Raw genomic sequence first — 22401 nt, forward strand, 5'->3', positions numbered from 1 at the left:
GTTAGACGCCGCCCGCGACGGCGACGAGGACCGCGGCGACGACGACGTACGTCGCGGCCGAGAGCGCCCAGTCGCGCCGGATCGTCGAGAGCCGCTGGCGGGGGAGCCCCTTCGCCCGGGGGAGCGGGACGAGCGCGAAGAAGCCGACCATCAGCGCGAGCATGACCGGCGAGGCGACGACGAGCGCGACGCCCCCGCCGACGCCGAGGGCGATCTGGACCGCGGCGACGAGCCCGACGAAGAGGAGCCCGGAGCCGCCGCCGGCGACGTAGTGGACCCACGTCGCCAGCCGCTCCGGGGCGGCGTCGACCGGCGTGTCGGTGAGCACGCTCGCGGCGACCTTGGGGGCTGTCGTCCCTTCCGGGAGCCGGGGCATCACGCGGTCCATCGCGAGCGTCGCGAGCAGTCCGACGACCGGTCCGAGCGCGAGGCCCGTCAAAAGCGAGAACGTGGCCATCGAAAAACAGTACGGCCGCGATCGGCTTCAGTCTCCCGACGACGCGACCTCGTCGCCGCCGATGACGACCCGCGAGACGTCGGCAGCGCCCGCCCGTCGGACGACCGCTCGGACGATGTCGCGCGCGCCGGCGAGGTTGTCGGAGTCGCCGTCGAGGACGAGCAGGTCGGCGTCGGCGCCCGGCTCGACGACCCCGCGGTTCAGCCCCGCGATCTCGGCGCCGTTGACGGTCGCCATCCGGAGCACGTCGCGGGCGGGGAGGTCCGCCAGCTTCGCGGCGAACTCCATCTCGCGGAACATCGACGGCGAGTCGAGCATCACGTTGTCGGTGCCGAGCGCGACGGTCGTCCGCTCGGCGAGCTCGCGGATCGGCGGGACGCCGACGTTCGTCACGAGGTTCGACCGCGGGCAGACGACGACCGGCGTGCCGCGGTCGTCGAGCCGTTCGAGGTGGAGCGGCTCGGCGTGGACCATGTGGACGAGGAAGTCCGGATCGAGGTCCATCGCGGGGTTGACGTCGTCGGCGTCGCGCTCCCCGGCGTGGATCCCGAACAGCTTCCCCGCTTCGCGGGTCTCCCGCCGCACCGCGTCGAAGTCGGCGTCGCGGGCGCCGGAGGCGCCGTAGCCGTCGGCGACCGAGAGCACGTCGGGGTCGTCGCGTCCGAGCACGACCGGGTCGATCGCCCGTTCCCCGTACTCGACGCCGGCGCCGGCGACCGCGTCACGCAGCGCGGCGACGCCGTCGACGCCGCCCTCGCGGAACTCGAGGAAGGTGCCGGTGCCGGTCGACTCCATGTACCGGAGCGTCCGCGCCATGGCCGCCACCAGTTCCTCGTGGCTCGCCGAGCGGAGGAGCCGGTGTTTGAGCCCGTCCGGCGGGGCGACCAGCTCGTCGAGCGAGAGCCCCTCGCCGGCCTCCTTCGCGATGGAGTCGCCGATGTGGGTGTGCGCGTTGACGAACGCGGGGAGGACCACGTCGTCGCTCTCGACCGACGCCTCCTCGATCCGGACGATCTCCCCGTCGTCGACGACCACCCGCCCCTCGACGGGGTCGAACGCCTCGCCGAGGAGTATCGTCCCCTCCAGATGCATACCTCACGGTCGCCAGCCCGAGGTTAAAACGCCACGGGAACGGATCGGCGGCGAGTCTGGGTCGCCGCTTACTCGAACTCGTCGAGCGTCGTCGGCATCGCCCCGCGCACTTCGGTCACGAGCCCGTCCGGGTCGAGCCCGAGCACGTCCGCGGCCGCGCGACCGACGCGGTCGGTGGCCGGCTTCGGGGCGTACACGCCGAGGCGCCACTGGTTGCGCTGCGCGGTCCGGAGCGCGGAGACGAGCGGCGACTGCCGTTCGAGCCGCCGGATCTCTCCGTTGACCGTCACGCGCGCCGTCGACTCGCGCATCGACGGCTCCGGCGGCACGTCGAGGATCACGTGTTCGCGAGCGACGCCGGCCACCTCGGCGATCTCGCGCTCCAAGGCGACCTCGGTCGCGTGGTCCGCCTCGTGGACGCGCTCGGGCACGTCGTCGTGCTCGGCCCACACCGCCAGCTTGTAGAGGTCGCGCTCGTCGTAGCGCCGGGAGAGCTCTGCGGTCGCCCGGCAGTCGCGGATCGCGGCGAGGAAGTCGTGGTCGTCCATGCGCCGGAGTTCGGGGGCCGTCGTCTCGGTCGCGTCGAGGAGCTCGCTCGCGGCCCGCCGGAGCATCGCCTTCGAGATGCGCGCGACGTGGTGGGTGTAGACGACCGGGTTCATCAGCGCGCGAGCCAGCAGGAGGCTCTCCGCGGTCTGGACGTTCCCCTCGTCGAGGACCAGCTCCGGGCCGTCCCGGTCCGACCCGTCGTCCGCGTCACCGCCCCGATCGACGAACGTCAGCTCGCGGACGAACCGCTCGGTGTCGATGGTGCCGTAGGGGACGCCGGTGTGATAGGCGTCGCGCACGAGGTAGTCCATCCGGTCGACGTCGAGCTCGCCCGAGACGAGCCCGGCGTAGGGGCCCTCGCCGGCGACGATCCGGGCGATCCGGTCCGGGTCGAGGTCGCGGTCGCGGAGCACTTCGCCGACCGCGCCGGTCGCGAGCAGTTCCTCGACGTCGTCGTGGTATTTCCCCGTTCGGCGGTGGGTGAGCGACTCCAGGTTGTGGCTGAACGGGCCGTGCCCCACGTCGTGGAGCATCGCCGCCGCCTCGATCCGCTCGGCCCGCTTTCCGGCGATTCCGAGGTGATCGAGCGCGCGGCTGGCGAGGTGGTAGACGCCGAGGCTGTGTTCGAAGCGAGTGTGGTTCGCGGAGGGGTAGACGAGTTGGACCGTGCCGAGCTGTTTCACGTGGCGGAGGCGCTGGACGGCGGGCGTGTCGATCAGCTCGGCGGCGACACCGTCGATCTCGATGTGGTCGTGGACGGTGTCTTTGACCGTGATCATGCGAGAGCGTTCGTCGGCATCGAGTAAAAGGCGTGGGAGGGTCAGTGGCGGCGGACGGGAACCCCTGCCACCGTTTATAAGAGTCGTCTGCGAACGTTGGGGTATGTACGAGGTGCTCATCGGGATCGACAACGGAGCGGATCGACGCGCGGTCGCGCAGGCGGAGGCGGTCGCCGACCTCCCGCACGCGGCCGACGAGACGAAGGCGACCCTGTGTCACGTGTTCCGAGACAACCCCGAGGGCGCCTCGGTCCACCAGCTGTCGGCCGTGCGCCGCGCCCGGGAGACGCTCGAAGAGGCGGGGGTCACCTGCGTCCACTACGAGGCGAGCGGCGACCCGGCCGACGAGCTGCTCGCGGCCGCCGCCGATGTCGACCCGAACGCGATCTGCGTCTCCGGCCGCAAGCGCCGGCCGTCGGGGAAGGCCGTCTTCGGCAGCGTGACCCAGGACGTCATCCTCGGGAGCGACCGTCCGGTGCTCGCGGTGCCGGCGCCGCCGAAAGAGTAACGCGGCGCGACTGAACTCGACGGGGGGTAGCTCACTCGTCCACGATCTCGACGCCGAGCCGCTCCTCCAAAGCGCGGACGACGGAGCCGCCGACGCCGGCTGTCGCGGCCCGGCCGTCCTCCACCGCAAACACGTCGTCCTCGTCGACGTCGAGCTCCTCGGCGAGCTCCTCGACGGTGAGGCCGGCATCCCGGCGGGCCGCCGCCACGTCGTCGCCGTAGCCGGAGACGAGGTACGGGAGCCGGTCGGACTCGTAGCTCGTGCCGCCCTCCTCCCAGTGCTTGGAGTCGCCGGTCGCGGAGTCGTACATCTTCGCCTGCTTCCGCGCGAGCTCCTTCTTCCGGCTCTCCGGGCCGCTCGATTCGGCGCTGGCGCCGCCGGGGCTCCCGCCGGAGCTCCCGCCGCGGCTGCCTCCGTCTCCCGGGCCGCCCCGGCTCTCCGGCGCGTTGCCCGCGTCGTCGTGCGGGCGGCAGTCCGGGCACACCAGCAGCTTCGCGCCGGCGACCGTGGCCCGCTGAAGCTTCGAGGTCTCTCGCCCGCAGAGCTCACAGGCGTCGCCGTCGTCGCCGCCGCCGCCACCGCCCGTCGAGTACTTCGCCATACCGCGAGTGGTGGACCCGGACGGTTAAAAAGTCGTGGAGGGCCGGACGTCAGTGTGAGCCGTGGGCCGCATAGCCCCAACTTCACTCCCCGCCTGGTCCGAGGTACCCCCAGGCCTGCAGTCGGTCGCCGTCGCCGTTGATCCACCGCTCGCCGATGTCGTCGCGGTAGTACATGTTCGGCATGACGATCTCATCGATCCGACCGTACGCCTGCTCGCGAGCAGCCTGCATCGTCTCCCCTTTGCCGGTCACGACGATCGGCATTCCGCTGTCGCCGGCGACGCGCCACTGTCCGTCGACCTTCTTCGCGTCCTCGATGTGGATGCCGTCGGGGGCACCCCCCGACGACGTCACGCTCGCTCCGCTCGCGTGACTCCCGTCGCAGCGTTCCGTTTCGAACACCACGGCTGCGTTCCGGGAGTTCTCGTCGTACGTCTGCTCGTCGTCGAACGGGAACGGCGGTAAGACGACGCGCACGGCGATTTGGTACCCGTTGTGAACCTCGACCTCTGGCTCGTTGCCGTGCGCGAGGTCGTAGAAGAATTCCCCAGTAGACGACTCGATCGACTCTTCCTGTAACGCGATTGTCGGGTAGCCGAACCGCGGCGTGAATTCCAGCGGGTAGATCCCGTTCTCGTTGACGATACAGTTGATATCGATACTGCCGACGTAGCCTTCGTTGGCGAGCCAGTCTTCGATTTTCCCGAAGGTTTCTTTGAACAGTTTGTTCTGGCCCGCCCAGAACATCGAGGTCCCCATCTCCCCGGTTGAAGGGCCGATGTTCCCCGGGAATAATTTCTTATGCTCAAAATTAAAATTGACTTGGTCAATGAACTCGGTCCCGTTGAAGAACCCGCAGATAGCGACTTCAACACCCTCTACTTTGCGTTGTAGCTGGAAGCCCTTCATCCGGTGACCCCACGCTTTCTTGTACGCTTTCAACACGTCGACGACGTCGCTCCCGTCATCCTCGTTCCCAACGTACAGTAAGCGCTTGACGTTCTGGACTTCGCCGAGTGGTTTGATCACATACGGGGCAGGGTTCTCTTGGACGTGTTGTATCCCCGCGTCGAAACTGTCGAAGATATGGTGTTCGACGGTGTTCACACCGTGTTCTTCGAGGACCTCCATCGCGTACCCGCGGTCCTCTTCGAGGTGATCGGTGTTCGGCGTCCCGCCGACGACCGCTTTCCCCTCCTCACGGAGTTCCTCTGCGAGTTCACCCGTGCCGATGTCGGAACCAACCCAGATATCGTCGAAAATGATAACATCTGCCCAATCGACTTCTGCGCGCCAGTCATCCGTCTTCGGGACGAAACCGTTGCCAATCTCTCGATCGCCTTCGGCTTCGATATAGTATTTCACGTCGTGGCCTTCGCGGTGGACCTGCCACGCGAGGTCGGTGATCAGCGCGGCGTCGGCGGAGACGAACAGGAAGCGGGCGGAGTCCATACGTCGGTCTCTCCCGGTGAGAACTTGAGTGTGTGCCCGCTGCCGCGGGGACCCCGAACACGTTCGAGGGAACCCTCACCGGTGCCGGGGTCGAGGTACCGGTGTGGCATTCGAACGCACCGACGCGCGCCCCGACCCGCCGACCGATGCGCGCCCCGACTCGTCGACCGGCGCGCGAGTCGATCCGGAGAGGATCCGGCGGCAGCTCCGGTGCCAAACCGAGCGGATACAGCGCCGCGAGGTCGAGGAGGCGGTCTCCAAGCTCGAGGCGCGCGGCGACCTCACCGACGAACAGCGGGAGACGGTCCGGCACCTCGGGGCCGCCCTCCGTCGTCGGATAACGGCGCGCCCCGAGGCGGCGCTGGAGCGGTCGGGTCCGGGCGACGCGACCGTTCGGTCCCTCGCTCGGTTGTTCGACGCGGACGGTGAGGCGGCTGTCTCACCGGACGAGTGACCGGCGCCTCAGGCCTCTACTTTCGGGAACTTGGCGACGAACTCGTCGGGGGCGTCCCGCCGGACCTCGTACCCCTCCTCGTCGAACGCGGGCACCTCCGCGGCCATCTCGTAGTACAGCGGCTTCGGTTCGTGGTCGTTGACGATGGTAAGCGTCTCGCCGGGATCCATCCCGTCGAACTCCTCGTGAATCCGGTCGTGTCTGTTCACCGGCGGAATGTCGCGAACGTCTAGTCGTGGCATGCGCCCGAGCGTTTGCGACGCCCCCGCATCCGTATTGAGACGAACACGTTCGGGCACAGTCACACCCCGCCGAGACCCGTGGATCCGAACGTGACGGGTTCACCGACGCCACCGACCGAACAGGACGCGAACAGCCCCCGCCGCTCGCCCGGCCGACGCGGCTCGTTCCGCGGGGGTGAGTGACGTGCCGGCGACGAGCCTCGACGCGGAGCGGACGTACGACGAGGCGCGGTTCTCGACGAGCGAGGTCTTCCGGAGCGACCGGGCGAAGGTCGTCTGCGGCTACTTCGAACCGGGGCAGTTCATCCCCGTTCACGCCCCCGAAAGCGACGTGACGATCACGGTCCAGTCCGGGACGGGAACGGTCCGAGAGGGCGACACCGAGCACGCCGTCGCTCCCGGCGACGTCGTCGTTGCGGATGCCGGGACCGAGCGCGGGGTGAAGGCCGACGACGACGCGCGTCTCGAAGCCGTGCTCGTCACCGCGCCGCCCCCGACCGACGCGGAACACGACCCGGTCCGGGAGGGGATCCGACGCGACGAGTTCGATCCCACTAATAAATGACGACGATGCGTACTCTCGACCGGTCGAACGTCCCAACAGTCGCCGAAGCCGTTCGCAAAACGTATTAACTGATGACCGCTGCTGATACCGGTATGGACCTGGACACGCTCGGAGCGGATCCGTCGGTTTCGACCCTCTTCCCGCCGGAGGTACTGATCGATCGACTGTCTGACCTGTCGGTCGAGACGACGGTCCTCGACGAACAGGGGCCCGTGCCGGACGCCTGCGACGGCGTCGTCACGTTCGCCCATCGCGAGCGGTTCCATGAGGTCGAATGGGTCCACTCCGTGCAGGCCGGCGTCGACCGCTTCCCGCGCGAGTCGTTCCGCGAAGCGGACGTCACGCTCACGAACAGCACCGGGATCCACGGCGACGCGATCGGCGAGACCGTCGCCGGATACCTGCTCGCGTTCGCCCGTCGCCTGCACGAACACGCGGCGAACCAGCAACGAGGGGACTGGTCGCAACCGGAGTGGGACGAGGCCTGGACGGTCGCCGGGGAACGGGCCTGCGTGGTCGGTCTCGGGGGTCTCGGACGGGGGATCGTCGATCGGTTGACCGGGCTCGGTCTCGACGTCGACGGCGTCCGGCGGACGCCCGTCCCGGAACCGGGGGTCGATCGCGTCTACACGCCGTCCGAACTGGAAACGGCGGTGGCGGACGCCCGCTTCGTCGTGCTGGCGGTCCCGCTCACCGACGAGACGCGAGGGTTAGTGGACGGCGACGTGCTCGCGGCCATGCGCGAGGACGCGTACCTCGTGAACGTGGCGCGCGGCGGCGTCGTCGACCAGGCGGCGCTCGTGGCGGCGCTCGAAGACGACGACGTCGCCGGGGCGGCCCTGGACGTGTTCGAGACCGAACCCCTCCCCGACTCCTCGCCGCTCTGGGAGCTGGACGACGTGATCGTCTCGCCGCACTGCGGCGCGTTCACCCGCGAATACGTCGACCACGTCGCGGCGATCGTCCGCGAGAACGTCCGCCGACTCCGCGCCGGCGACGAACCGGCCAATCGCGTTCTCTGACGCCGTTGCCGATCTCGACGGGGTCAACGTAATCAACTGCGCAACGGCCATGCCCCGACGGAATAACTCTTTTCAGAACGGGGCGTCCGTCGATCCGCGGCTCGGCCCCTCGTTCTCCATCGACCGCTCCATCGGGTTCGACCCGATTTCGGAACCGCCCTCAGGGTCGGCCGTCACGTCCCCCGTCTCGAGGTACGTCTCTTCGAGGTCGGCGAGCTGCTCGTTGATCGCCTCGCTCTGGTGATGCATCGGTGCCGCACGGACGCGGACGAGGTCGTACTCGTGCCTCTCCGTAAGCCCGTTCCACGCGCGGAACGACCCGATCGTCAGCGTGTGGGTCTGCGGACAGAACGGCGTCGTCGGCGTGAACTCCGCACGGAGCACGCGGTCGATCTCTTCCGAGTCGACGGCGTCGTCGGTGTCGGCGCATTCGACGGCGTCGTCGGCGTCTTCGCGTTCGACGGCGTAGCGGTAGCCGGCGCCCGTGTGGCGCGTGTCGAGGTTCAGCCGGGCGAGATTGTAATTAAACGTCATGTCGTACACCTTTCGCTCCTCGAAGCAGTCGCGCGTGAGGCGGTGAAACGCGACGTGGTCCGCCCCGGTGAGCAGGTCGTGAGCCTCGAGGAACTCGCCCGGCCTCGGGACGTGATCCGAAACGAACTCGTCGTACCCGTCGAACAGATCGCTGTCATCGGACCCGAACGGCGACGGAAAGCTGGGCATGTGCGCCCATTCGAGATCGCGAGGGGTACTCCTACCCCCGTACATGTTCGAGCCGGTCGTCACTCCTCGGCCGCCTCGTCGGGGGCGCCCGTCCGGCGCGGCGAGAACGAGCCAAAGAGGATCCGGTCGACTGAGTGAGGGCTGTGGCGGACCAACACGAGGACCATGTTGGACACGAACGCCGCGACGCCGACGCCCACTAACAGCCCGCCGAGGAGCGCCGGCGTTCCGGTGACCTCCAACAGGTTCGCGCCGACGATCACCGCGCTTCCGCTCCCGAGGAGTATTCCATCGACCGCGGCGAGTCGGTCGTCGTAGAGGTCGTCGATCATCGGAACGTCTTCCAACCCCAGCAGATCGCTGTACCGGTTGACCCAGATCACGAAGGGAATGATGTGGTAGAGCGTCCCGACGACGACGAATCCGATCGCCCCCAACAACAGCAGGTGGCCGGCGTTCGCCGCGCCGAGCAGCTGTGCACGCGTCAACGGGTCAGCGATCCACGCGGGCGCCGAGACGGCGACCCACAGCGCGAGCGCGCCCACCGCCGCGATGTACCGCGTGTGCATCGGAGTCCGTTCGACCCGCATCTCGTACAGCTTGCGTGCCAGGATGAGACAGAACGCCGACGCGGCGAACAGGATCAACAGGCCGCCGACCCGTGCGACGGGAGCGTGAGCCGCGAGCCGACCGACCGCGAGCACGACAACGCCGGTGGGATGCGCGATCTCCTCGATCGATCGAAGGCGATAGTCGATCCCGTGGAGCTCCGTCTGCGTGAACATCGTTCCGAGCTGGTACAGCGCCCCGTACACCGTCGTGAGAACGGCACCGAAGACGGCGAGGGTCGCGTGGGCTCCAACGACCCCGGACCGGCCGACGCCGACCCGCCAAAACGTCGGAACCGTGAAATCGATCGCGAGGAGGACGCCGAGAACGGTCACCACGAGGAAGAAGCCGAGCGCACCGAGGAAGTGTCGCTCGGTGACGTCGTACTCCTCGACCGTGCCGAGCGTCCGGACGATGTTGTACGCGAAGACCCAGAAGCCGACGAGCATGAGCGTCGCGAACGGGACGAGCCACGCCGTCTCGACCCGGAGAAACGCGACGACGAACCCGGAGAGACCGGCGACGACCAGCCCCAACTGCACGTTCGCGAGACGCCGGGAGTGGAGCGTCGCTCCCGACCAGACGGGCACGAACTGCGTCATCGCTCCCATGATCGTGATACAGATCCATCCGGCTAACAGGAGATGGAGGTGAGCGAGCCGCCCCAGTCCCGGAACGGCGTTCAGCTGTAAGCCGATCCCGACCCCGATCCCCGCGACGAGGAAGGCGAGCCCGACGACGAAATGTCGTAACGGGACCGTCATCGGGGGCTGTTGGTCCGTCTCGATGTTGCCTGGGATCGCGCCCATGGACGTAGGTACGGTCTCCGCACACCTGACAGTACCACCGAAGATGTTACCCTCCGCCGGCCGTGGAACGGCCTTTTAATCGGAGTGAAACGAACGTCAGGTCGACCCGCCCCATCGGAGCGGGCTACCGTCTCGGATACGTCCTTCCGGACGAGGCGATCGAACGCCTGCGAACGCTCGTCGACGGGACGGTAAGCGCGTGTTCCGCGACCCCGCCGAACGGAGCCGACCGATGCCCGTTCGCGGGAACCGAGTGTTGACCGCCGCGCAGGGTCGCGTCCCCGAATACGTTCGGGGGAACGCCCACCCCCTCGTCGACGCTTGAAGGGATATGGCCACTGAGCGACCCGAGGCCGATCGACGCCTGGACGCACGCGAGATCGACGGCGAACCGTTCGGCGATATCATGGCCGAGCTCGAGGCGCTTCCGCGCGGCGAGACGCTGCTGTTGGTCAACAGCTTCGAACCGGAGCCGTTGTATCAGGTCCTCGAAGAACGCGGGTTCCGGCACGAGACGACCTCCGGCGGGTCCGACGTGTGGTATATCGAAATCCAACACGAGTGACCACGGCTTTCCGGGTATTGACACAGCTTTTGACGCCTCGCTCCGGGACGGACCGCAGATCGAAGACACCCGATGGGTGGCGGAACAACGGCAGTCGTCCCCCGCACCTCTCTCTGGCGGCGAACATATTCGGAACCCGCCTCATAGAGTGGGGTTCGTCCGGTCCCCTATCCGGACGACCCCGCTAGCGTGTATGTAATGGATGACAGGGTCGGACGAGCTCGAGGCGACGTCGCTCGGCGGAAGTTTCTCGCGGCCGTAGGTATCACCGGCGCCGCGGCGCTCGCGGGCTGTTCCGGGAAGAGTATTGGTGCCCCGGTAGCCGCGGACGAGCCGGAAGACGGGGGAGAAACACCCGATGCGACCCATACGTCACCGGAGCTCGAACGGTGGGTCGACGAAGTACCTCGCCCGGGGGTCATCGAGCCGAACGGAACGAAGGACGGGCAGCCTCGCTACGAGGTAGAGATGGCCGAGGTCGAACAGAAACTCCACCGCGACCTCCCGCCGACGACGCTGTGGGGCTACGGCGGCCAGTTTCCCGGGCCGACGATCGAGGCCGAGCAGGGGGAACCGATCTACGTCCGGTGGCAGAATCACCTGCCGGACGAACACCTGCTCCCCGAGGATCCGACCATCCACGGCGACATCATTCCGTATGACGAGCCGGGCGCCCGCGTCGTGCCGCACCTCCACGGCGGCAACGTCGAACATGAAAGTGACGGGAAACCGCAGGCGTGGTTCACCCGCGACTTCGAACGGACGGGCCCCGACTTCGAAAAGAAGGACTACTACTACGCGAACGACCAACCGCCCGCAACACTGTGGTACCACGATCACTCGCTCGGTATCACGCGACTGAACGTTTACGCCGGCCTCGCGGGGTTCTACCTCCTCCGGAACGACCACGAGCGAGCGCTCGACCTCCCGACGGGAGACAACGAGGTCCCGCTCGTGTTACAGGACCGGAGCTTCAACGCGGACGGGTCGTTGCACTACCCCACGGGCGTCGCGAGGACGCAGGGTGAAGGAGACGGAGACGATTCGCGCCCCGATCCGAGCGTCGTTCCGCAGTTCTACGGCGACGTGTCGACGGTGAACGGGAAGGCGTGGCCCCGGCTGTCCGTCGACCCCGAACAGTACCGATTCCGCCTGCTCAACGGAGCCAACAGCCGATACTACGACCTCAAACTCCTCGAATACGACGAGGAGTCGGGTACCACGGGCGACGCGGGGCCGCCGTTCGTCCAAATCGGGAACGACGGCGGGCTCCTCTCGGAGCCGGTCGAGACTACCGACCGCCTCGAGCTCGGATCGAGTCAGCGGGCAGACGTCGTCGTCGACTTCGGCGAGCACGCGGGCGAGACCCTGCTCCTGCACAACGACGCGCCGGCGACGTATCGCGGGACGAGCGGGATCGAGGCGGACGGCGCTGAACCCCTGCCGGAGATCATGCTCGTCGACGTGGCGGCCGCGGAAGGCGAACGGGAGCCCGCGCAGCTCCCGGACACACTGACGCGAGTCCCCGAGATTTCGGCGGAGTCCGTCGACACCGAACGCTACCTCACGCTCGCCCGGCAGTCGGACGAGTACGGTCGCCCGCGCTACGCGCTCGGGACCGGCGACGAGAAGACCGGCTTCGAGCTCACGGACCCGGTCACCGAGGCCCCGAGGCTCGGAGACACCGAGATCTGGAGTCTCGCCAACTTCACGGGGATGTCCCACCCGATACATCTCCATCTCGTTCACTTCCAGGTGTTGGGCCGGCAGTCGGCCGCCGACTACGATCCGTCCGAAGACGAGGTCGATCCGGACGCGCTCGACGGCCCGGAGTCGTACGAGCTCGGGTGGAACGACGTGGTCAGCGTCGATCCGGGCGACGTGGTCCACGTGATCGCGCACTTCGGGGAGTACGATGGGTTGTTCTCCGATCAGACGGGCGACTACATGTGGCACTGTCACATGATCGAGCACGAGGACCACGACATGATGCGACCGTTCAGGGTCCGGCCGGCCGACGAGGAGAGCGGGAGCGACTGACGTCGTGATCGGGTGCGAAGACGAATTCATTTCCCCCCTGACGGCGAACGGACGGTATGGCGAAGGCTCGACTCAACGTTGACCTCCCGGACGGACCGTGGGTCGGTGAGGTCTCTCGGGAGTTTCCGGAGGCGCGGATCCAGGTACTCACCGCGACCCCCGGCGACGGCGCGGGATTCGCGCTCGTGAAGATCACCGTCGACGACGTCGACGGGATACTGGACGCGATAGCGGCCCACGACACGATCGAGGAGGTCTCGGTGATGGCGTTGAGCGACGGGGTCGCCACCGTCCAGGTCGAGGCGCACGCGCCGCTGTTGATGGCGGCCGCGCGGCAGGCCGGCATCCCGATCGAGATGCCCGTCGAGATCGAGAACGGGGTGGCCCGGATCGACGTCACCGGGCCGCACGAGCGCGTCGCCGACTTCGGGGAGATGCTCCGCGGCGTCGGCGCGGAGTTCGACGTCGAGTACGTGCAACAGCGGTTGAACCCGGGCGAATCGCTCACCGAACGGCAGCGAGAGGTGTTGTTCGAGGCGGTCGAACGCGGCTACTACGACGTGCCGCGCACCTGTACGCTGACCGAGGTCGCCGAACACGCCGGGATCGCGAAATCCACGTGCAGCGAGACCCTCCAACGCGTCGAACGCACGATCGTCCGGGAGTTCGTCGACGACCTCCCCCGAACTCCGATCGAGTTCGATCCCGACGCGGAGGACGACGGATAAGACGCCAGGATCACCGATCTGTGACGACCTGAGTCATGTGTGACTGCCGCGGTGCGGACTGCGCTGACTCGCCGAGAACCGAGAGGTGACGAACATGTTCGTACTGATGCGGAGGTGCGTCCGTCTCATACGTCTCGTATGTCCACACGAGACCGGCAGTCCGACGACGAACGCACCCCCGCCGCCGAATCCGACGAGTCGCTACCGTCGTTTCTCACGGAGCGCCACGACGCGTCGTGGTCCGCGAACCTCGAAGGGGAGCGGTACGCCGACGACCGCGAGACGTTGATCGAGCACGCACTCGCTGCCGTCGATCGGACGGGCGCCGACTACCACGTCAACCTCGTCACGCATCCGAACCACGGGACCCCCGACGAGTACCTCGAGGCGCCGATCCGCGAGCGCTACCCGGACGCGGAGACCGGCGTCGTCGATCAGTGCGGTTGCGGCGGGTACGTGTATCGGGTCCAGCAGTGACGACGCCGGGGTTCGTTCGTCCGGGTCGGTCGCAGTCGGGGGTCCGGTACGCGTCTACCGGTGATGTAAATTAAATCGGTCGCCTCAGGGTGGACTGCCCTGAGACGACAGGCGCCCGGGACGAGCCACCGGTCGTTCGGCTCGTCCCCGAACGACGAGAGAGGTCACGAGCGAGAGCACTCCATTCATCGAAGGAGTTCGTGAGGCGCCGCCCCGTAACGGTAGCCACTTACGGTCGGAACGACCAGCAGCGGACGGTACGGTGGGGCCGGCCAACACGTTGAGGAACTGTAATGACTGGTTCACCCGAGACGGACACGACTAGTTCACCCGAGACGGACACGACTAGTTCACCCGAGACGGACGGCCGGATCACCTCCGCTGACGGGGCGACGCTCGGTAGCGCTCTCGAGGCGCTCGACCCCGCGTACTTCGGATTCGTCATGTCGACGGGGATCGTCTCGATTGCCTTCTTCGAGCTGGCCGTCCCGGTCGTCGCGCTGCCGCTGGCGGCCTTCAACGTCGCCTGTTACGCGTTGTTGCTCGCGCTGTTCGCCGTTCGGACCGCGGCGTTTCCCCGACGGACGCTCGCCGATCTACGGGACCGCGACCGACACTGGGGGACGCTGACCTTCATCGTCGCCACGGACACGGTCGGGGTCCAGTTCCTGCTCTTCTTCGACGCCGTTTCGGTGGCGGCCGCGCTGTGGGCCGCGACCGTCGTCGCTACGCCGCTGCTGCTGTACTACCTGTTCGCGACCGAGGTTATCGGCGCGGGCAAGGCCGACGTGAGCGAGCGGATCGACGGGGCCTTTCTGCTCGTGATCGTCTGTATGCAGTCGCTCGCGGTCCTCGGCGGGCTGCTCGCTGAACCGCTGGCGGGGTACGGGAACGCGGTCGTGCTGTTGAGCATGAGCTACTTCGGCTCGGGGTACGTCCTCTACGTCGTCGTCGTCACCGTCGTCACCTACCGGCTCCTCGACGGCGCGGTTCGCCCCGACGACTGGACGGGACCGTACTGGATCGCGATGGGCGCGGCGGCCATCACGACGCTGGCCGGGGCGACGGTCGGCCCGCTGCTGGGGACGGTGCCCGGGTGGGAGCCGTACGCTCCCGTCGTCGTCGGCGCCACGTTCTTCGCGTGGGCGATCGCCTCGTGGTGGATCCCCCTGCTTGTCGTCCTCGACGTCTGGGCCTTCCTCACCGACGGGGTCGAGGGTCGGCCTCCCGTCTGGGTGCTGCTGTTCCCGTGGTCGCGGCTGGGGTTCGGCGACCGCCTCCACGCCTACGCCCCGACGGCGTGGGGCCGCGTGTTCCCGATGGGAATGTACACCGCCGGCACCCTCAATCTCGCCGGCATCGGCGCGTTCGGAGCGCTCTCGGTCGTGCCGACCTACTGGGGGTGGTTCGCGCTGCTCGTCTGGGCGGTGACGCTCGTCGGGACGGGGCGAGCCGTCAAGCGGGTCCTCGTCGGCGGTGGCCCCGCAGGGGACGACAGATCGACGGCGACGTAGCGTCCATGCGAGGAGAGCACACGTAACAAATACTCATGAAATTCGCAGTATAGAAACAAATATTCATTAAGTAGAAACACAGGTTGTTTTTGCTGCTATTATCCCTCCAAAGTGAACATCTTTTTATCCGAGGTGACGGAACGTGAGGTCGTATCCGAATGTCTCAGAAGACAACTCAAGAGTGGTGGCCCAACCAACTGAACTTGGAGATACTCGACCAGAACGCCCGCGACGTCGGTCCCTACGAGGAGGACTTCGACTACGCCGAGGCGTTCCAGTCGCTCGACCTCGACGAAGTGAAGGCGGACCTCGAGGAGCTGATGACGAGTTCACAGGACTGGTGGCCGGCCGACTACGGCCACTACGGGCCGCTGTTCATCCGGATGGCGTGGCACAGCGCCGGGACGTATCGAACGGCGGACGGCCGCGGCGGCGCGGCCGGCGGCCGGCAGCGGCTCGCGCCGCTCAACAGCTGGCCGGACAACGCGAACCTGGACAAGGCTCGCCGGCTGCTCCTCCCGATCAAACAGAAGTACGGCCGCAAGATCTCGTGGGCCGACCTGATGATCCTCGCCGGGAACGTCGCCATCGAGTCGATGGGGTTCAAGACGTTCGGCTACGCCGGCGGCCGCGAGGACGCCTTCGAGCCCGACGACTCCGCCTACTGGGGTCCGGAGTCCGAGATGGACACCCAGGAGCGCTTCGACGAGCCCGGCGAGATCGAGCCGGGACTCGGCGCGTCCGTGATGGGGCTCATCTACGTCAACCCCGAGGGGCCGGACGGCAACCCCGACCCAGAGCTGTCGGCGAAGAACATCCGACAGACGTTCGACCGCATGGCGATGAACGACAAGGAGACGGCGGCGCTCATCGCCGGCGGCCACACGTTCGGGAAGGTCCACGGCGCCGACGACCCCGACGAGCACCTCGGTCCGGAGCCCGAGGCGGCGCCCATCGAGGCGCAGGGCCTCGGCTGGGAGAACGACTACGGGACCGGGAAGGGCGGCGACACGATCACGAGCGGGATCGAGGGCCCCTGGACCGGCTCCCCGACCGAGTGGGACATGGGCTACATCGACAACCTGCTGGAGTACGAGTGGGTCGCGGAGAAAGGGCCCGGCGGTGCCTGGCAGTGGCTCCCCAAAGACGGGGAGCTCCGCGGGAGCGCCCCGGACGCCCACGACCCCGACGAGGACGTCACCCCCATGATGCTCACGACCGACATCGCGCTGAAGCGCGACCCCGATTACCGGGAGATCATGGAGGAGTTCCAGGAGAATCCGATGGCGTTCGGCATGAACTTCGCGAAGGCCTGGTACAAGCTCACCCACCGCGACATGGGCCCGCCGTCGCGGTTCCTCGGCCCGGAAGTCCCGGACGAGGAGATGATCTGGCAGGACCCGATCCCCGAGGTCGACCACGACCTGATCGGGGACGCGGAGGCCGAGGAGCTCAAGGCCGACATCCTCGACACCGACCTGACGACGCGACAGCTCGTCAAGGCGGCGTGGGCCTCGGCGTCCACGTACCGCGACAGCGACAAGCGGGGCGGCGCGAACGGCGCGCGCGTCCGGCTCGACCCCCAGCGCGACTGGGACGTGAACGAGCCGGAGCAGCTCGACGCGGTGCTGGAGACGCTCGAAGGAATTCAGGCGGAGTTCAACGCCTCGCGCGACGACGACGTGCGCGTCTCGCTCGCCGACCTGATCGTCCTCGGCGGCGCCGCCGCCGTCGAACAGGCGGCCGCGGACGCCGGGTACGACGTGACGGTCCCGTTCGAGCCGGGACGGACCGACGCCTCGCAGGAGCAGACCGACCCCGACTCGTTCGAGGCGCTCGAGCCGCGGGTCGACGGGTTCCGGAACTACCTCGGGGACGGCGTCGAGCACCCCCCCGAGGAGCTCATGGTCGACAAGGCTGACCTCCTCGACCTGACCGCCACCGAGATGACCGTGCTCGTCGGCGGGATGCGCGCGCTCGGCGCCACCTACGAGGACACGGACCGCGGCGTCCTCACCGACAGCCCCGGGTCGCTGACGAACGACTTCTTCGTGAACCTGCTCGACATGGGGACCGAGTGGCAGCCCGTCGAGGCGGCCGCGGAGGAGGCGGACGTGTACGAGGGGATCGACCGCGAGACCGGCGAGGTCGAGTGGGAGGCCACGCGGCTTGACCTCGTCTTCGGCTCGAACTCCCGGCTCCGCGCCATCGCGGATGTGTACGGGAGCCAGGACGCCGAGGAGAAGCTCGTCCGCGACTTCGTCGACGCGTGGACGAAGGTGATGCGGCTCGACCGCTTCGACCTCGAATAGGTCGCGACGCCGCGCTCGTCGCGGACGCCGTTTTTATCCGCGCGATCGGTCGGTCAGTGAGCGACCCGAATCCGTCGGTCGGCGGTTTCGCACTCCGCGATGAATCCCCCGGCGGCGTCGAGAACCGCCCCGGGACCGACGGACCGGGAGCGCCGGCGGTGCCTCGACCGTCCGAAGAATTTTATCAATTACCGTCGATCGCTGTAGAATGGCGCCCCCTGACGGGGAGCCGGGGGGAGATCCCTCCTCCGGCGATGATTCCGAGCCAGACGCCGAATTAGCGCTGAGTGACGTCCGATCTCCGGTGGCGTCGCGGCTGATCGCCGCGTTCCGGTCGCTCGACCGTCGCAGCCTGTTCGCCGTCTCACTGCTCGTTGGGGGAGTTCCGTTTGCGGCGAGCGCGGTCATCGCATTCCGAGGCGGGTTCGGACTCCGGTTCCTGCGGACCGGGTCGGTCTACGTTTGGACCGTCGGCCTGTTCGTCGGGGGACTCACGTTCGGGTGGTGGGCCAAGCGATACCCGGAGCTGTGGGTGAGGCTCAGACCCGTCTTCGACGTATCCGAGACCGAGTATCGAGCCGTCGTTCGGTCTCGGATCGCCGAGATGTACGATCTCGGGCGCGTCCTGCTGTGGTTTCCCGTCGTCCTGCTGTCGGGCGTGATCTACGATTTGGTGTTGGTCGGGGCCCCGTACGTGATCTACGTACGGAGCGCGGATCCCCGGGTTTCCGTCGCCGCTCCGACGGTGCGTCTACCCCTCGGCGTGTACGCCGACTGGCTGGGCGTTATCAACTACGCGTTCGGCATCGTGAGTCTGGTTGGGCTCCTGATAGCCGTTCACGTCGCGGTGATCCACGTCCGCTTGGTCAGCGACGTAACGCGTCTGCGAATACGAGAGGTTCGAACGGCCGCGGTCGAACTCACGCCGCTCGCGCGGTTCAACATCGTCATCTCGGTGGGGTGGTTCGCCTCCCTGACCTTCGGGATGGTGCTCTTGATCGCCACCGAGTACGATCCCTGGACGGATCCGCTGTTCCTATCGACGTTCCTCCTCGTGTTCCTGTTCGGCGTCGTCCTGTTCGCGGTCCCGCAGTTTTCGATCCACACCGCCCTTCAGTCGGAGAAACGGACGCTCTTGGGCGAGATAGACGCGAAGTACGAGCGCATGTACGAAGCCCTCTCCAGTGCGGGGGATTCGGCACACTCGCCCGAGGACGTCTCCACACGGTTGGATGTCCTCGAGGCCCGACGGCGGAACGTGACGGAGATCCGAACGTGGGCGTACGACCTGCCGGGCGTGGTGTCGCTCCTGGTCTCGTCGGTGATTCCGCTGATCCTCCAGTTCGGGCAGATGATCACGTGACCGCGCGGGCGTCACGGGAAGCGTTCGGCTCGCATCACCACACCGGCGCGAGCAGCAGCGCGACCGTCGCCGAGATGAAGACGAGCTTCAGGGCGGTGTTGACGGCGATCACTTTCGTCCCGAACTCGGCGCCCCAGATCCCGTACTGGAAGGGGATCGAGCGCCGGAAGGTGGAGACGGCAAACGAGAGGATGCCGCCGATGAGCAGGCTCGCGACCGCGGTTCGGGTGGTGAACACGCCGGCGTCGGTGCCGGCGAGCGTGACGGCCCCGGCCGTCGTGTCGAGGGTGTACACGGCGATCACGGGGACCGCGGCCCCCGGCAGCCCGAGGACCCCGGTGATCGGCTCGGCGACGCTCGTCAGCGCCTCGACATCGTAGGAGGTGACGAGCCAGATCACGAGCGTGTACACGACCGCGAGCCGGGGGACGATGCGTCGGAGGGTCGACCACGACTTCTCGGCGGCCGCCCGGACGCGCTCGCGGCTCGTGCGGTCGTCGGCCTCGGGTCCGGTCGCGTCGACATCGGCGAGCGCGGCGCGGTCGACGTTGCGCTCGGAGAGGAGGACGCCCCCGGCGAGGACGCCCGTGACGGTGATAGTGAGGGCGATGCCGGCGCGCGCGGAGACGTAAACGGTCCCGGTCTCGACGCCCAGAATCGGGATCAACACCGGGATGTAGTAGGTGAACACGTGCTGGACGAAGCCGAAGAACGTGTTGATGGTCACGGCGACGAGCGTCGCCCGGTCGTCGAGCAGGCCCGACTCGCGGTACTCGGCGAGCGTGGCGTACCCCGCGGTCGTCGACGCCGCCGTCGTGAGGATCGCGGTGCCGACCTCGTCGGGGAGGTTCGCGGGGCGGGTGAGCCACCCGGCCAGCCCCGCGACGTACCGGATCAGCCCGAACGCGACCGCGACGTTGGCGGCGAAGACGCCGACCGCGATGAACGCCGCGATCCGCGCGAGCCGCGGGGCGACCTCGGCGAGCAGCGCGACGATCTCGGCGGCGACCGGTTGCACGGCCGGCGGTACGCGGTCGCCGACCTAATGCGCGTCGAAACGGGCGGGCGGTCGTCAAGCCTCGGGGCGACCGCGCCCGCGCCACGCGGACCGCCGGCCGCCCGGCTCCCGCGCCCCCGGCGCGCGGGGCTTATGAGACCCCCGCCCGAATCCCCGGCCGATGGCACCCGCGGAGGACGACATCTCGATCGAGGAGAAGCGCGTGTACGCCGGGACGGCGGGCCGCACCGACGCGTACGTCGCCACCGGGAACGGGGTCGTCCGAGTGGCGCTGTCGGCCGACAAGGTCGGCGCGTTCGACATGGTCGCCCGCGAGCCGGCCCGCGACGTCGCGGTCCTCCCCCGGGACGACGAGTCGGACCTCGTCGGGATCGCGACCGCGGACGGCCTGCGCGTCGCCCTCGTCGGCGACGACCCCGAGTTCGAGCCGATCGATGCCGACACAGGCGCCGCGGTCGCCGCTGTCGCCGCGAGCGTCCACGACGGCGCGTTCCTCGTCGCCGGTGAGGAGGGCGAGATCGACCGCGTCGCGGTCGAGGGGGGCGACGGCGCGCCGACCGCGGCGGCGGTCACCCGGGTCGGGTCCGTGTCGGAGCCGCGCGCGATCGACGGCCCCCTCGTCGCGGCCGCGGACGGGGTGTATCGGGTCACCGAGGGCGACGGCGCGGCCGCCGCGACCGACGCGAGTGCGGCGCGCGCGCTCACCGCGGTCGGCCTCGACGACGCCCGTGACGTCGCCGGCGCGGGGATGCCCCTCGCGGCGACCGGGTCCGGGCTCTACTGGCTCGGCAACGGCTGGATGACGGCGCGGGAGGGGGCGGCGGAGGCGGTCGCGGCCGACGGCGACGGCCACGCGATGGCGGTCCTCGACGGCGATCTTCTGGTCCACGCCGGCGACGCGTCAGGGACGGAGGCCGTCGCGTGGGACGCCGAGACGTGGGGCGAGACCGAGCTCCCCGTGGACGAGGACCCGGTCGCGCTCGGCTACGGTCCCGGAATCTCCGTCGCCGTCACCGCGGCCGGCACGCTGTGCGTCGACGCCGGCGACGGCTGGCGACACCAGGTGGTCGGCGTGCGGGACGTGGCGGGCGTCGCGCTCGCGGTCGTTGAATAGGGTGTCGATCGATTATAAACGGTTGCTGCCGCGGTGAGTACCTAAAACGATCCGACCGTTCGTTTATAAATAACTGCTGGTGGCGGATCGATGGTGTATGCCTGCAAAGCCCCAGCCGTGAGGCGGTCACACGCTCGCTGTCGTTCGAGACGCCAAAGGCGTCTCGTGATGACGAAACGGCGAAGCCGTTTCGAACCACGCGCTTCAGTCGCTCGTTTCACTCGCTCCTTCCAGTGCTTACGTCGCCTGTGACCGCCTCACGGCTGCCCCTTTGAGTCCCGCCCCGCACGGCACCGCGGCCTCACGCCTCCCCAGCCTCGCGGCTCCCTTCGGTCGCCGCGTCCCTCGCGCGTGCTCCTCGCGCCCGCTGGGCGCTCGGAGGCACGCGCCGACCGCAACGTTCGTTTATAAATGAGCGACCGTCTCTGACCCGGCTCCCCCTACGCGGTCGGCAGTTCGATCTCGGCGCCGTCGGCGTAGACGGTCGGGTTCCGGAGGATCCCGTCGAGGTGGATCGGGGCGTCCGTCTCCCCACCGATCCCGGCGTTGTCGCCGATCGCGATGTGCACGGTGCCGCCGGCCTTCTCGTCGAGGAGGACCGAGCCGACCAGCTCGTCGACGCCGACGTTGGTCCCGATGCCGAGTTCGGCCAGGTTGTACGCGGCGTCACCGACCGACTCCGCGGCCGCCTCGACGTCGGCGCGGACCGCGTCGTCGTCGATGCCCGTGACCAGTCCGTCCTCGACCTCGAAGGTGAGCTCTTGGTCCTCGTCGAGCAGGCCGTGGGGCATCATCGTCCCGTCGACGACGAAGGTGCCCGTCGCGGTCTCCGGCGCGACGAACACCTCGCCGGCCGGCAGGTTCGAGAAGTCGCCGGGATCGCGGACCATCCCGGTGTCCGAGAGCCACTCGCGGTCGCCGATCCCGAAGGTGATGTCGGTGCCCTCGGGCGAGGTGACGCGGACCTCGTCGGCGCCGGCGACCTGCGCGAGCACGTCGTCGCACGCGGCCTCGATGGCGGCGTAGTCCGCGTCGAGCCCCGTGGCGAACACGTCTGGCGTGATCCCCGGCAGCGTTGCGCCGCGGGCGCCGGCGTCGCAGGCGGCTCCGCGGGCGCGGGTGTGACTGAGACTCTTCGTCGTCGGCGCGAGGAAGACGTCGCTCTCGACCATCGCGGCCGCCACGGGCGCGGGCGGCTCGGTGCCGTGCTGCTCGGCCGGCGGGTACCGGAGGATCGTCGTCTCGTCGGTGACGGCGGTCGCGGCCTCGTACAGGGCCTCGCCGATCGGTTCGCGCTCGTCGTCGGTCACGACGACGACCGACTCGTCGGGCGCGACGTTCAGACACTGGTTCACGGCGGTCGCGGCCGCCTCGGAGAGGTCGGACGTCATGATCGGTACTCGGTGT

The 22401-nt window shown here is 68.4% G+C and carries 22 protein-coding genes; 12 read left to right on the top strand and 10 right to left on the bottom strand.

Annotated features, from left to right (window positions below; translation table 11 throughout):
- Window position 1: 1 nt before the first annotated feature.
- From Hrr1229_RS13490 to Hrr1229_RS13500, 3 genes are all read right to left on the bottom strand, one after another.
- Window positions 2-457: a hypothetical protein gene (locus Hrr1229_RS13490; protein ID WP_123112419.1), complete on the bottom strand. Its 456-nt coding sequence runs from the start codon at window positions 455-457 to the stop codon at window positions 2-4.
- Between the two features lie 27 nt (window positions 458-484).
- The gene (locus tag Hrr1229_RS13495; protein ID WP_123112418.1) at window positions 485-1549 is read right to left on the bottom strand and encodes an amidohydrolase family protein; all 1065 of its coding nucleotides are present in this window, start codon (window positions 1547-1549) and stop codon (window positions 485-487) included.
- 68 nt (window positions 1550-1617) lie between these two features.
- Window positions 1618-2877 carry an HD domain-containing protein gene (locus Hrr1229_RS13500; protein ID WP_123112417.1) on the bottom strand — a complete coding sequence of 420 codons (1260 nt, stop codon included), beginning with the start codon at window positions 2875-2877 and terminating at the stop codon, window positions 1618-1620.
- Between the two features lie 103 nt (window positions 2878-2980).
- Between Hrr1229_RS13500 and Hrr1229_RS13505 the strand changes: the two genes are divergently transcribed.
- On the top strand, window positions 2981-3385 hold the full coding sequence (locus Hrr1229_RS13505; protein WP_123112416.1) for a universal stress protein: 405 nt from the start codon (window positions 2981-2983) through the stop codon (window positions 3383-3385).
- 31 nt (window positions 3386-3416) lie between these two features.
- Here Hrr1229_RS13505 and Hrr1229_RS13510 read toward each other — a convergent pair whose 3' ends face one another.
- Window positions 3417-3986 (bottom strand): multiprotein-bridging factor 1 family protein, encoded by a 570-nt coding sequence (locus Hrr1229_RS13510; protein WP_123112415.1) that lies wholly within the window; start codon window positions 3984-3986, stop codon window positions 3417-3419.
- An 82-nt stretch (window positions 3987-4068) separates the two neighbouring features.
- Window positions 4069-5439 carry a phosphoribosylamine--glycine ligase gene (locus Hrr1229_RS13515; RefSeq protein ID WP_123112414.1) on the bottom strand — a complete coding sequence of 457 codons (1371 nt, stop codon included), beginning with the start codon at window positions 5437-5439 and terminating at the stop codon, window positions 4069-4071.
- A 103-nt stretch (window positions 5440-5542) separates the two neighbouring features.
- Between Hrr1229_RS13515 and Hrr1229_RS13520 the strand changes: the two genes are divergently transcribed.
- Entirely contained in the window at window positions 5543-5893 is a 351-nt protein-coding gene (locus Hrr1229_RS13520) for a glutamyl-tRNA reductase (protein WP_123112413.1), read from the top strand.
- 8 nt (window positions 5894-5901) lie between these two features.
- Here Hrr1229_RS13520 and Hrr1229_RS13525 read toward each other — a convergent pair whose 3' ends face one another.
- Window positions 5902-6135, bottom strand: coding sequence for a DUF2249 domain-containing protein (locus tag Hrr1229_RS13525; protein WP_123112412.1), 234 nt, complete (start codon window positions 6133-6135; stop codon window positions 5902-5904).
- A 184-nt stretch (window positions 6136-6319) separates the two neighbouring features.
- On the opposite strand from Hrr1229_RS13525, the gene Hrr1229_RS13530 reads away from it, so the two are divergent.
- Together Hrr1229_RS13530 and ddh are read left to right on the top strand one after the other, a co-directional pair.
- Window positions 6320-6700 carry a cupin domain-containing protein gene (locus Hrr1229_RS13530; protein ID WP_123112411.1) on the top strand — a complete coding sequence of 127 codons (381 nt, stop codon included), beginning with the start codon at window positions 6320-6322 and terminating at the stop codon, window positions 6698-6700.
- Window positions 6701-6792: 92 nt separating this feature from the next.
- On the top strand, window positions 6793-7722 hold the full coding sequence (gene ddh, locus Hrr1229_RS13535) for a D-2-hydroxyacid dehydrogenase (RefSeq protein WP_123112410.1): 930 nt from the start codon (window positions 6793-6795) through the stop codon (window positions 7720-7722).
- Between the two features lie 72 nt (window positions 7723-7794).
- Here ddh and Hrr1229_RS13540 read toward each other — a convergent pair whose 3' ends face one another.
- Complete coding sequence (locus Hrr1229_RS13540; protein WP_123112409.1) at window positions 7795-8445, bottom strand: hypothetical protein; 651 nt, start codon at window positions 8443-8445, stop codon at window positions 7795-7797.
- Between the two features lie 59 nt (window positions 8446-8504).
- A complete protein-coding gene (locus Hrr1229_RS13545; RefSeq protein WP_123112408.1) occupies window positions 8505-9863 on the bottom strand; it encodes a hypothetical protein in 1359 nt (452 codons plus the stop codon).
- A gap of 331 nt (window positions 9864-10194) precedes the next feature.
- On the opposite strand from Hrr1229_RS13545, the gene Hrr1229_RS13550 reads away from it, so the two are divergent.
- The 7 genes from Hrr1229_RS13550 (at window position 10195) to Hrr1229_RS13580 (ending at window position 18862) form a co-directional block, all read left to right on the top strand.
- Window positions 10195-10428: a DUF2249 domain-containing protein gene (locus Hrr1229_RS13550; protein WP_123112407.1), complete on the top strand. Its 234-nt coding sequence runs from the start codon at window positions 10195-10197 to the stop codon at window positions 10426-10428.
- 468 nt (window positions 10429-10896) lie between these two features.
- A complete protein-coding gene (locus tag Hrr1229_RS13555; RefSeq protein ID WP_255212510.1) occupies window positions 10897-12468 on the top strand; it encodes a multicopper oxidase in 1572 nt (523 codons plus the stop codon).
- Between the two features lie 56 nt (window positions 12469-12524).
- Window positions 12525-13196, top strand: coding sequence for a helix-turn-helix domain-containing protein (locus Hrr1229_RS13560; protein WP_123112405.1), 672 nt, complete (start codon window positions 12525-12527; stop codon window positions 13194-13196).
- 138 nt (window positions 13197-13334) lie between these two features.
- A complete protein-coding gene (locus Hrr1229_RS13565; RefSeq protein ID WP_123112404.1) occupies window positions 13335-13673 on the top strand; it encodes a CGCGG family rSAM-modified RiPP protein in 339 nt (112 codons plus the stop codon).
- Window positions 13674-13966: 293 nt separating this feature from the next.
- Window positions 13967-15187, top strand: a complete 1221-nt coding sequence (locus Hrr1229_RS13570; protein WP_123112403.1) for a tellurite resistance/C4-dicarboxylate transporter family protein — start codon at window positions 13967-13969, stop codon at window positions 15185-15187.
- 158 nt (window positions 15188-15345) lie between these two features.
- Window positions 15346-17499 (top strand): catalase/peroxidase HPI, encoded by a 2154-nt coding sequence (gene katG, locus Hrr1229_RS13575; protein WP_123112402.1) that lies wholly within the window; start codon window positions 15346-15348, stop codon window positions 17497-17499.
- 208 nt (window positions 17500-17707) lie between these two features.
- Window positions 17708-18862, top strand: coding sequence for a hypothetical protein (locus Hrr1229_RS13580; RefSeq protein WP_148041736.1), 1155 nt, complete (start codon window positions 17708-17710; stop codon window positions 18860-18862).
- Between the two features lie 34 nt (window positions 18863-18896).
- Here the strand turns inward: Hrr1229_RS13580 and Hrr1229_RS13585 are convergent, their stop codons facing one another.
- The gene (locus Hrr1229_RS13585) at window positions 18897-19880 is read right to left on the bottom strand and encodes a nucleoside recognition protein (protein WP_123112400.1); all 984 of its coding nucleotides are present in this window, start codon (window positions 19878-19880) and stop codon (window positions 18897-18899) included.
- Between the two features lie 160 nt (window positions 19881-20040).
- On the opposite strand from Hrr1229_RS13585, the gene Hrr1229_RS13590 reads away from it, so the two are divergent.
- Entirely contained in the window at window positions 20041-20994 is a 954-nt protein-coding gene (locus Hrr1229_RS13590; protein ID WP_123112399.1) for a hypothetical protein, read from the top strand.
- A 440-nt stretch (window positions 20995-21434) separates the two neighbouring features.
- Here Hrr1229_RS13590 and Hrr1229_RS13595 read toward each other — a convergent pair whose 3' ends face one another.
- A complete protein-coding gene (locus Hrr1229_RS13595; RefSeq protein ID WP_123112398.1) occupies window positions 21435-22385 on the bottom strand; it encodes an aminopeptidase in 951 nt (316 codons plus the stop codon).
- Window positions 22386-22401: the final 16 nt, after the last annotated feature.

This window comes from Halorubrum sp. CBA1229 (assembly GCF_003721435.2).
GTDB lineage: Archaea > Halobacteriota > Halobacteria > Halobacteriales > Haloferacaceae > Halorubrum.